The 8,787-nt window shown below is 53.8% G+C and carries 10 protein-coding genes, 1 tRNA gene and 1 pseudogene; 8 read left to right on the forward strand and 4 right to left on the reverse strand.

Annotated features, from left to right (window positions below; all coding sequences use genetic code 11):
* Window positions 1-126 precede the first annotated feature (126 nt).
* The 3 genes from ACUHMQ_RS15930 to ACUHMQ_RS15940 form a co-directional block, all read right to left on the reverse strand.
* Window positions 127-909, reverse strand: coding sequence for a polyamine aminopropyltransferase (locus tag ACUHMQ_RS15930; RefSeq protein ID WP_445296451.1), 783 nt, complete (start codon window positions 907-909; stop codon window positions 127-129).
* A complete protein-coding gene (ttcA, locus tag ACUHMQ_RS15935) occupies window positions 909-1,856 on the reverse strand; it encodes a tRNA 2-thiocytidine(32) synthetase TtcA (protein WP_445296452.1) in 948 nt (315 codons plus the stop codon). Before ttcA ends, ACUHMQ_RS15930 begins: the two co-directional genes overlap by 1 nt.
* Before the next feature lie 411 nt (window positions 1,857-2,267).
* Window positions 2,268-3,008 (reverse strand): pteridine reductase, encoded by a 741-nt coding sequence (locus ACUHMQ_RS15940; protein ID WP_445296453.1) that lies wholly within the window; start codon window positions 3,006-3,008, stop codon window positions 2,268-2,270.
* A gap of 58 nt (window positions 3,009-3,066) precedes the next feature.
* Here ACUHMQ_RS15940 and ACUHMQ_RS15945 point away from each other — a divergent pair, with 58 nt between their 5' ends.
* The 8 genes from ACUHMQ_RS15945 to gloA2 all read left to right on the forward strand — a co-directional run bounded on the left by ACUHMQ_RS15945 (window position 3,067) and on the right by gloA2 (window position 8,610).
* Window positions 3,067-4,218, forward strand: coding sequence for a class I SAM-dependent methyltransferase (locus tag ACUHMQ_RS15945; protein ID WP_445296454.1), 1,152 nt, complete (start codon window positions 3,067-3,069; stop codon window positions 4,216-4,218).
* Window positions 4,219-4,315: 97 nt separating this feature from the next.
* Window positions 4,316-4,392: transfer RNA gene (locus ACUHMQ_RS15950), tRNA-Met, on the forward strand.
* 158 nt (window positions 4,393-4,550) lie between these two features.
* Complete coding sequence (gene miaB, locus ACUHMQ_RS15955; RefSeq protein ID WP_445296461.1) at window positions 4,551-5,855, forward strand: tRNA (N6-isopentenyl adenosine(37)-C2)-methylthiotransferase MiaB; 1,305 nt, start codon at window positions 4,551-4,553, stop codon at window positions 5,853-5,855.
* Window positions 5,852-6,844, forward strand: a complete 993-nt coding sequence (locus ACUHMQ_RS15960) for a PhoH family protein (protein WP_445296455.1) — start codon at window positions 5,852-5,854, stop codon at window positions 6,842-6,844. Before miaB ends, ACUHMQ_RS15960 begins: the two co-directional genes overlap by 4 nt.
* An 11-nt stretch (window positions 6,845-6,855) precedes the next feature.
* Window positions 6,856-7,209: a DUF5329 family protein gene (locus ACUHMQ_RS15965; RefSeq protein ID WP_445296456.1), complete on the forward strand. Its 354-nt coding sequence runs from the start codon at window positions 6,856-6,858 to the stop codon at window positions 7,207-7,209.
* Window positions 7,210-7,216: 7 nt separating this feature from the next.
* On the forward strand, window positions 7,217-7,957 hold the full coding sequence (ybeY, locus tag ACUHMQ_RS15970) for an rRNA maturation RNase YbeY (protein WP_445296457.1): 741 nt from the start codon (window positions 7,217-7,219) through the stop codon (window positions 7,955-7,957).
* Between the two features lie 67 nt (window positions 7,958-8,024).
* Entirely contained in the window at window positions 8,025-8,204 is a 180-nt protein-coding gene (locus tag ACUHMQ_RS15975) for a hypothetical protein (protein ID WP_445296458.1), read from the forward strand.
* Window positions 8,194-8,610: an SMU1112c/YaeR family gloxylase I-like metalloprotein gene (gene gloA2 / locus ACUHMQ_RS15980; protein WP_445296459.1), complete on the forward strand. Its 417-nt coding sequence runs from the start codon at window positions 8,194-8,196 to the stop codon at window positions 8,608-8,610. The genes ACUHMQ_RS15975 and gloA2 overlap by 11 nt, the downstream gene beginning before the upstream one ends.
* Before the next feature lie 14 nt (window positions 8,611-8,624).
* Here gloA2 and ACUHMQ_RS15985 read toward each other — a convergent pair.
* Window positions 8,625-8,787, reverse strand: a pseudogene (locus ACUHMQ_RS15985) (IS5/IS1182 family transposase); the annotation flags it as partial.

Consider the following 8,787-nt stretch of genomic DNA (forward strand, 5'->3'; position numbering starts at 1 on the left):
TTAGTGTTGGTTTAGAACCTGTTTATGCTTTTGGCGTGAGCCACTGTTAACCAAGTAAAGCGTAACTCAGTACTTAAAATGTATTTAGAGTACATAGGGTTGCGCAGCAAGCGCTTCAGCAGGTGTCTAGATTACTAAGCGACGATCGTTATGCTCATTCATACGAGTCAGGTCGGTCACGAACTCGCTGAATTCCAGGGGAAAGTGGGCTTCCAGTACGCTGGCTCGTTCTTTTAGGCTGCTCCAGCTGGGATTGTGGCTACCACGTTTGAAGCAGATTGCTGTGATATTGCCGCGCTGACGGGCGGGTAAACAAAGCACCTGCCCATCAAATGCACGCGTAAGTCGATCCACATACACTTGGAAGCGGGGGTCGGACCCCCACAGGTTGACGAGCAGGCTGCCATCGGTGGTAAGCCGGTTACGGCAGTTACCAAAGAAGTCTTCGGTGGAAAGGCTTTCGGCAATACCTGTTGGACCAAAGGCATCCAGCATGATGACATCTACGGGGTTCACCATATCTGCAATGTATGTGGCGCCATCTCCGATAACGACCTGTAAGCGCTCATCATCCTGTGGCAGACAAAACATGCTGCGGGCCACATGCACTACCTGGGGCAGCAGTTCCACTGCGACAATGGAAGTGTCCTGCATGTAGTGATGTACGAACTTGGGAATTGATCCCCCACCCAGGCCGATAACAACCATGCTATTGGGTACGTCGCGAAACAGCAAAAAGCTGAACATGCAGCGGCTGTAACCTAGCACAAGCTCTATGGGATCACGTACCCGCATGGAACTCTGAATGGCTTCCGAGCCTAAATGCAACGAACGAATACCATCTTTTTCGCTGACATCGACAACAACATCATCGTGAAGCGACTTATGTACACGGCGACCAAAACGCATCAGTGGCACCCTCCAGTACGCTCACGGCTATCAAGGATACTTACGCTGGCAAATGGATGATCTGGTGATAAGGTGGGTAGTTCCGGTGTGTCGAAGGCCGTATCGCCATCGACATAGGGGGCGTCTTGGGTTTGCAGGCCGACAAAGTTGAATTGCTTGGGGTCGGCCAGATGAGATGGCACAACGTTTTGCAAGGACCGAAACATGGTTTCCAGCCGACCGGGGAAGCGTTTATCCCAATCCTTGAGCATTTGACCGACCACCTCACGCTGCAGATTAGGCTGTGAACCGCACAGATTGCAGGGAATGATGGGAAATTGACGTAAGCTGGCGTAGCGTTCGATGTCCTTTTCACGGCAATAGGCAAGTGGGCGGATCACCATATGCTTGCCGTCATCACTGACCAATTTGGGGGGCATAGCCTTTAGTCGGCCGCCATGGAACATGTTGAGGAACAAGGTTTCTAGAATGTCGTCACGGTGGTGGCCGAGCGCAATCTTCGTACAGTTCAGCTCGTCGGCTACTCGGTACAGAATGCCGCGGCGCAAGCGCGAACACAGGCCACACGTGGTTTTACCATCTTCAATCACACGTTTGACGATGGAGTACGTGTCTTCTTCGATGATCCGGTATTCCACACCCAGCGCTTGCAAATACTCAGGGAGCACATGCTCAGGAAAGCCGGGTTGTTTCTGGTCCAGGTTGACTGCCACCAATTGGAAATCAATTGGTGCACTTCTTTGCAGGCTGAGCAGAATGTCCAGCATCGTATAGCTGTCCTTGCCGCCGGACATGCATACCATGATGCGGTCACCCTGTTCGATCATGCCGAAGTCGTTAATGGCATCACCAACGGCATGCCGTAGACGCTTGGCAAGCTTATCGAAGTTGTACTTGGTTTTTTGCTCGTCGGCTGCGAGCGGTGTTTCAGTTGTTGCGGCGTCCATATGGCCACCCAGAAAATCGGAAAGGGCGTGATTTTACAGGGTTTTTTGTCGAAGGCGGCAGACTCTTACTAGAACCTGTTTACAGATCTGTCACGAGCAGCCGTCAGCAGGGTGAAGCGCAGCGCAGAAACCGGAATGTACTGTTGTACATGAGGCTGCGAACTTCTTGGTGCGAAGCACCGTAGCAGTTCGGCGTCCCCCTTGCGGGGGCTTTCGAGCAGCAGATAAGCCCTTATCACCGCTGCGCAGTAAGAACCTGTCTAAAGTCTGCTGTGCGTCAGCAATACGGCGTTGAAAACACCCTCGGAATGCTCATTTACCACTTGTAAACTCCGCTTTCTCGGCTGTTTTCGCCTTGTCTTGCTCTAGCTCGCGAGACTTTAGACAGGTTCTAAGATCGTAAACAGGTTTTCAGAGATAAATGCTACGGCCACCATCTACATTGATGACCTGCCCGGTAATGTAGGGTGCATCCTGTATCAAGAACAAGATGGTACGCGCCAGGTCATCGGGTTCTCCGACTTTTTTCAGTGGGATGGAGCTGGTGATTCGTTGACGAGCCAGTTCATCGAATGCTGACTCCTCATCTGGCCAGATATTGGCACCAGGGGCGATAGCATTGACTCGCACATCTGGCGCCAACTCGCGGGCAAGCGACCGGGTCATGGCGACAAGGCCGGCTTTGGCGATGTTATAAACCACGTGATTTTTCATGGGTCGCTCAGCATGGATATCGGCAATGCTGATGATGCAGCCCTGGGTCTTCTTCAATTCGGGGGCGGCGGCCTGTGCTAGAAACAGCGGTGCTTTCAGATTGCTGCCTATGAGATCCTGCCAATTGTGCTCGTCAATCTCACCAATCAGGGTAGGGAAGAAACTCGACGCGTTGTTAACAACTGCATCCAGTCGGCCGAACTGAGAAAGGGTCTGTTGAACCAGAATGGGCAGGCCAGCGATATTCAATAAGTCTGCCTGGCTGATGGCGACAGAATTCGGGCGCTGCAGGTTGAGTTCTGCCGCCAGTGAACGGGCTTCTGCCAGCGAACTTCGATAGTGCAGCATCACATTGGCGCCTGCGCCATGAAGTTTGCGTACGATGGCAGCGCCGACTCTTTTAGCACCGCCGGTAACCAATACCACTTTGCCCTGCATATCCCTGCCTCGTTAAACTGGTCGGTCTGGTAAACGAACTGAAAATTGAATCTAACACATGAACCAACTGCCCGCTCCTGATGCTGACCAGCTAGCTGCCAGCCAAGCGCTAACTGAACTGATTCGTAATGAGATAGGCCGGGCTGGCGGCTGGCTCTCTTTTGCGGATTACATGCGCTTGGCACTATATGCGCCGGGTTTGGGCTATTACAGCGGTGGCAGCCGAAAGTTTGGCGAGGCGGGAGATTTTGTGACAGCGCCGGAGCTGTCTCCACTATTTGCGCAATCGCTGGCGCGCCCGGTAGCTCAGGTCTTGTCAGCAGTTTCCGGGGCAGTATTGGAGGTCGGAGCGGGCACCGGCAAGTTGGCGGCAGATTTGTTAGCAGCTTTACGTCACATGAATGCTTTGCCGGAGCACTACTACATTTTGGAATTGTCGGCTGAGTTGGCTGAGCGTCAGCGTGCCACTTTAGCGGTCGTAGTGCCCGATCTGCTCGATCGGGTGTATTGGCTAACGACCTTGCCGAAAGATTTCATCGGTTGCGTAATCGGGAACGAAGTACTCGATGCCATGCCATGTGTGGCTTTGGAGAGGGGGGAGGGCGGTTGGTTACAGCGTGGCGTGGTATGGCGGGATGGGTTTGATTGGGAAGCTCGACCGCTGAATGATAGTGCTGGCTGCGAGTCACTAATGGGATTGTCGTTGCCAGTCGGTTATCAGACAGAGGTCCAGCACGAAGCCCAGGCATTCATGGCTAGTTTGGCCGCAGTAGTAAGCCGTGGTGCAGTTATCCTGCCCGACTATGGATTCGTGGCTGGCGAGTACTATCACCCACAACGCCATATGGGTACGTTGATTTGCCATTATCGTCATCACAGTCACGATGATCCGTTCCACTTGCCTGGTTTGGAAGACATCACCACCCATGTGGATTTTTCTGCAATTTACCGGGCAGCTACCCAGGCTGGGTGGCAATTGGAAGGTTTTACATCTCAAGCTTCATTTCTGTTGGATGCGGGTGTGCTGGATGCGTTGGCAAGCCTAGAAGCAAGCAGTGCAGCGTATTTGAAAGCGACCACAGCCTTGAACAAACTGATGAGCCCCGCAGAAATGGGCGAGCTGTTTAAGGTGATCGCTTTTTCCAAAGGAATGGTATTGCCGGAGATGATGGAAGGGTTCCGGCGGGACGATCGGTCGGGGGGATTGTAGGGAATTTTCCGCTTGCCCGACCGCAGGTTTGGCGAAAAGTTAGGGTTAGGGGCTTGACGAAGCGTGCCTCCGTCTAGATAATCGCGCCCTCTTCGATGGCTATGTAGCTCAGCTGGTTAGAGCACAGCACTCATAATGCTGGGGTCACTGGTTCAAGTCCAGTCATAGCCACCAGGTTTCAAAAGCCCGTTGCCTACTAGGCGACAGGCTTTTTCCTTATGCGTGTTCGCCGTAGGGTGGGTAACATAAGCGCTTGATTTGATGGTGCTAACAGCGCACCGGGGTGAGTGATCGTGAGCAAGAAAGTCTTTATCAAAACCTTTGGCTGCCAGATGAACGAGTATGACTCGGACAAGATGGCCGACGTCCTGCATGCCAGCGAAGGTCTGAGCAAGACCGACAATGTCGAAGAAGCGGATGTGATTCTCTTCAACACCTGTTCTGTGCGTGAAAAGGCGCAGGAGAAGGTGTTCTCCGACCTTGGGCGCATCAAGCACCTCAAGCAGCAAAATCCCAATCTGGTGATTGGTGTAGGCGGTTGTGTCGCATCGCAAGAGGGCGAAGCCATCGTTAAGCGCGCGCCCTATGTGGACGTCGTGTTTGGTCCGCAAACCCTGCACCGGCTGCCTGAGTTGATCGCCAAGAAGCGCAGCAGTGGCGAATCCCAGGTGGATATCTCCTTCCCTGAAATCGAAAAATTCGATCATCTTCCCCCAGCCCGGATTGAAGGCGCGTCGGCTTTTGTTTCCATCATGGAAGGGTGCTCCAAGTTCTGTTCCTTCTGCGTGGTGCCTTATACCCGTGGCCAGGAAGTAAGCCGCCCGTTTGAAGATGTATTGGTGGAAGTTGCCGACCTGGCGCAACAGGGGGTCAAGGAAGTCACCTTACTGGGCCAGAACGTGAATGCTTACCTGGGTAAGATGGAAGATGGCGAAATTGCCGACTTCGCGTTGCTGCTTGAATACGTGCACGAGATTCCAGGTATCGAGCGGATTCGCTACACCACTAGCCATCCCAAGGAAATGACGCAGCGCCTGATCGATTGCTACCGTACTTTGCCTAAGTTGGTTTCGCATCTGCACCTGCCAGTACAGGCTGGGGCAGATCGTACCTTGGTGAATATGAAGCGCGGTTATACGACGCTGGAGTTCAAGGCCATCGTACGCAAGCTGCGTGATGCCCGGCCTGATCTGTGCATTTCATCGGACTTCATTGTCGGCTTTCCGGGCGAGAGCGAAGAAGACTTCGAGCGTACGATGAAGCTGATTGACGATGTGCGTTTCGATGCCAGTTTCAGTTTTGTCTACAGCCGTCGCCCTGGTACTCCTGCAGCGGAGTTGCATGATGAGGTTGCGGAGGATGTGAAGCTCAAGCGTTTGCAGCGCTTGCAAAAGCGTATCGACGAGCTGGCCGATGAAGTCAACCTGGGTATGGTGGGTACTGTGCAGCGCGTATTGGTGGAGAAAATTTCGCGCAAGAACGAGAACGAATTGGCAGGCCGTACGGACAATAACCGGATCGTGAACTTTGTTGGCAATCCTCGTTTGATCAACCAGTTTGTTGAAGTCCTCATTACCGAAACCGCCACGCATAGCCTGCGTGGCGAGATTGTTACCAAGGAAACCATTGCCGCATGAGTATCCGCCACGCTACCCGGGAACTGCATTTTTCGCCTGTTGATAATGGCCGCTTGGCTAATCTGTGCGGTGCGCTGGATGAAAACCTGCGTCAGCTCGAAACGGGATTGGAAGTCGATATCGTCAGGCGTGGCGAGCACTTCAGTATTTCGGGGCGGGTCGCTCAGACCAAGTTGGCGGCAGAGCTGCTGGAACGCTTCTATAGCATTTCGCATCGGCCTGTCGATGTGGAAGAGGTGCAGCTCAGTTTGATCGAGCTGCGCGTGTCTGAGAGCAGCCAGACCCTGACGCTGGGCGAGGGTGGTATGCCGGTGCTTAAGACCAAGCGTGCTGACCTGCGTGGTCGTACCCCGCGGCAGAATGATTATCTGAAGGCGATTCAGGAGCATGACATCACTTTCGGTATTGGCCCGGCCGGTACCGGCAAGACCTATCTGGCGGTTGCGAGCGCGGTGGATGCCCTGGAGCGCGACACGGTTAAGCGGTTGGTGCTGGTGCGGCCTGCCGTAGAGGCTGGTGAGCGGTTGGGTTTTCTGCCTGGTGATCTGGTACAGAAGGTTGACCCTTATCTGCGCCCACTGTACGACGCGCTGTATGACCTGATGGGGTTTGAAAGGGTCACCAAGCTATTCGAGCGCGGCATCATCGAAATTGCCCCTCTCGCTTTTATGCGTGGCCGTACCCTTAACCATGCGTTTGTGATTCTCGACGAAGCGCAGAACACCACGCCAGAACAGATGAAGATGTTTCTGACGCGGATCGGCTTTGGTTCCCGAGCTGTAATAACGGGCGATGTAACGCAGATTGACCTGGCCAAGCATCAGAAGTCCGGCCTTGTTGATGCGCAGCATGTTTTACAGAATGTACGTGGCATTGCGCTGCATTTTTTCCAGAACGACGACGTGGTGCGCCACCCCTTGGTGCAGAAGATCGTGGATGCCTACGATAAGCGCGACAAAGCCTTGAAAAAGGCTGAAGCTAATCAATAAGGATTCTACCAATGCGTAAATTCATCGCGGTCATTATGGGGTTGCTGGCAGCGCCAGTGCTGGCGATGGATGCCACTGCTACGGGTGAAATCAACCATCTGCTTGATTACTCAGCTCGTTCAGGTTGCCAGTTTGTACGTAATGGCGCGGTATACCCGGCCAAGGAAGCCACCGACCATCTACGCCTGAAGCTGAGCAAAGTGGGAGACCGGGTGAAGACGGCCGACGACTTTATCGAGCAGATTGCCAGCCAGAGCTATATGAGCGGCAAGCCTTATAGCGTGCGTTGTCCCGGTGCCAGTGAACAACCTACCAAGACGTGGTTGATGACGGAATTGCGCCGGTTGCGTACTGCAAAACCCTGAGAATGATATGAACCAAGCTGCTGCCATAACTGTATTCGCCATTGACGCCAAAGGGCGTGAGAAGTTGGTCAAAGCCGAGCAACTACGTCTGTTGCTGGCGGATGGATCGGAGTTGCACGTATTGCTCGATGCGCCTGACGGTGTGTTGATCGGTACCCCTGCTGAAGAGTCTGCACCTGCGCGTTTGCTGGTCCGGCCTGCCAGCGCCAACGCCATCAGTATTGCTGTAGAACGTGATGAGCAAGAGGGCGAGGCAGAGATGGTGCTGGGCGAGTTGGACTTGACCGTGCAATATGCCGACAAGCCCAAAGGTACGCCGAGTAAGAAGCTGATCCGTACATGGGTTGCAGCTGCGCTGGAAGCGGGGCTCGATGCGGCGATTACGGTACGTATCGTCGATGAGCCGGAAGGCCGTTCGCTGAATCAGGCGTTCCGGGCCAAGGACTATGCCACCAATGTGCTCAGCTTTGCCTTAAACGAAGGTGAAGCCATGCCGGGTATGGAAGGCATGGTCATGGGGGATTTGGTGGTGTGTGCCGAAGTGGTGCAGCGCGAAGCCTTCGAACAGGGCAAGAAGTTGGAGGCGCACTGGGCGCATCTCGTCGTGCATGGTGTACTACATCTGCAGGGCTATAACCACGAGGACGATGTTGAGGCAGAAGCCATGGAAGCGCTGGAGACAGCTATCCTGGCCAGCCTTGGCTATCCCGATCCGTATGCCAGTGAGAAGGGTGCACCTGACGCATGAGTAGGGTTCACGGTTGTGCAGTAAGATTGTGAACAGGTTCTAAGGGCGGGTTAAAACAAGATTCCTCATGTCGCGGTTGAAACTAGCATTTACCCTGATTGGTCTATTGATTGCAGGTTTGGCCATTCAACGATTGGTCGATCCACGGGCAGCCCGCCGGCAACGGTGGGCTGGCATGGTGGTGCTTCTGGTCGTCGGGGTGATGGCGTGGGTAATGTGGCATGGTGTAGATATCAATGTCCCTTGAGCCAGTTACCGCTTCCCCACTGATCGCAGGTATTCATCACGTGGCGATTATCGTGTCCGATTTGGCTGCGGCACGGCGTTTCTATGTGCAGGCATTAGGTGGCGAAGAGCTGGCAGCTCATTATCGGGCTGAGCGAGACTCGTGGAAGATGGATGTGCGTTTGCCCGATGGCACCCAGCTGGAGATTTTTACGTTTCCGCAGGTGCCAAAACGACCAAGCTTTCCAGAAGCGCGTGGCCTGCGTCATTTGGCGTTCCGTGTGGTGGATCTGGATGCGGTCGTTACCCGTCTTGGTGACTATGCGATCACGTGTGAACCGATCCGTGTGGATGAATTTACGGGTGCGCGTTTTACCTTTTGCAGCGACCCCGATGATTTGCCCATCGAATTTTATGAACTTTGCTAGGGTCTGTTGACGTTTCACATAGGTAGCCATAGAAACCCACAGGCCATGGAAACCATGCTTTCATAGTTCCGTTTCAGTTTGTCGAACCGGAACGCCACTGCACGGTAATGCTTCAGCCTCGCAAAGGCGTTCTCGACCAAATGCCGGTAGCGATACAACCACTTATCCAAATCGGCA

The sequence above is a fragment of the Chitinimonas violaceus genome (assembly GCF_052601015.1).

Excerpts from the sequence above, each read along its gene's own strand:
- ACUHMQ_RS15930 (WP_445296451.1), bottom strand. The coding sequence starts at position 909 with ATGCGTTTTGGTCGCCGTGTACATAAGTCGCTTCACGATGATGTTGTT.
- ttcA (WP_445296452.1), bottom strand. The coding sequence starts at position 1,856 with ATGGACGCCGCAACAACTGAAACACCGCTCGCAGCCGACGAGCAAAAA.
- ACUHMQ_RS15940 (WP_445296453.1), bottom strand. The coding sequence starts at position 3,008 with ATGCAGGGCAAAGTGGTATTGGTTACCGGCGGTGCTAAAAGAGTCGGC.
- ACUHMQ_RS15945 (WP_445296454.1), top strand. The coding sequence starts at position 3,067 with ATGAACCAACTGCCCGCTCCTGATGCTGACCAGCTAGCTGCCAGCCAA.
- miaB (WP_445296461.1), top strand. The coding sequence starts at position 4,551 with ATGAACGAGTATGACTCGGACAAGATGGCCGACGTCCTGCATGCCAGC.
- ACUHMQ_RS15960 (WP_445296455.1), top strand. The coding sequence starts at position 5,852 with ATGAGTATCCGCCACGCTACCCGGGAACTGCATTTTTCGCCTGTTGAT.
- ACUHMQ_RS15965 (WP_445296456.1), top strand. The coding sequence starts at position 6,856 with ATGCGTAAATTCATCGCGGTCATTATGGGGTTGCTGGCAGCGCCAGTG.
- ybeY (WP_445296457.1), top strand. The coding sequence starts at position 7,217 with ATGAACCAAGCTGCTGCCATAACTGTATTCGCCATTGACGCCAAAGGG.
- ACUHMQ_RS15975 (WP_445296458.1), top strand. The coding sequence starts at position 8,025 with ATGTCGCGGTTGAAACTAGCATTTACCCTGATTGGTCTATTGATTGCA.
- gloA2 (WP_445296459.1), top strand. The coding sequence starts at position 8,194 with ATGTCCCTTGAGCCAGTTACCGCTTCCCCACTGATCGCAGGTATTCAT.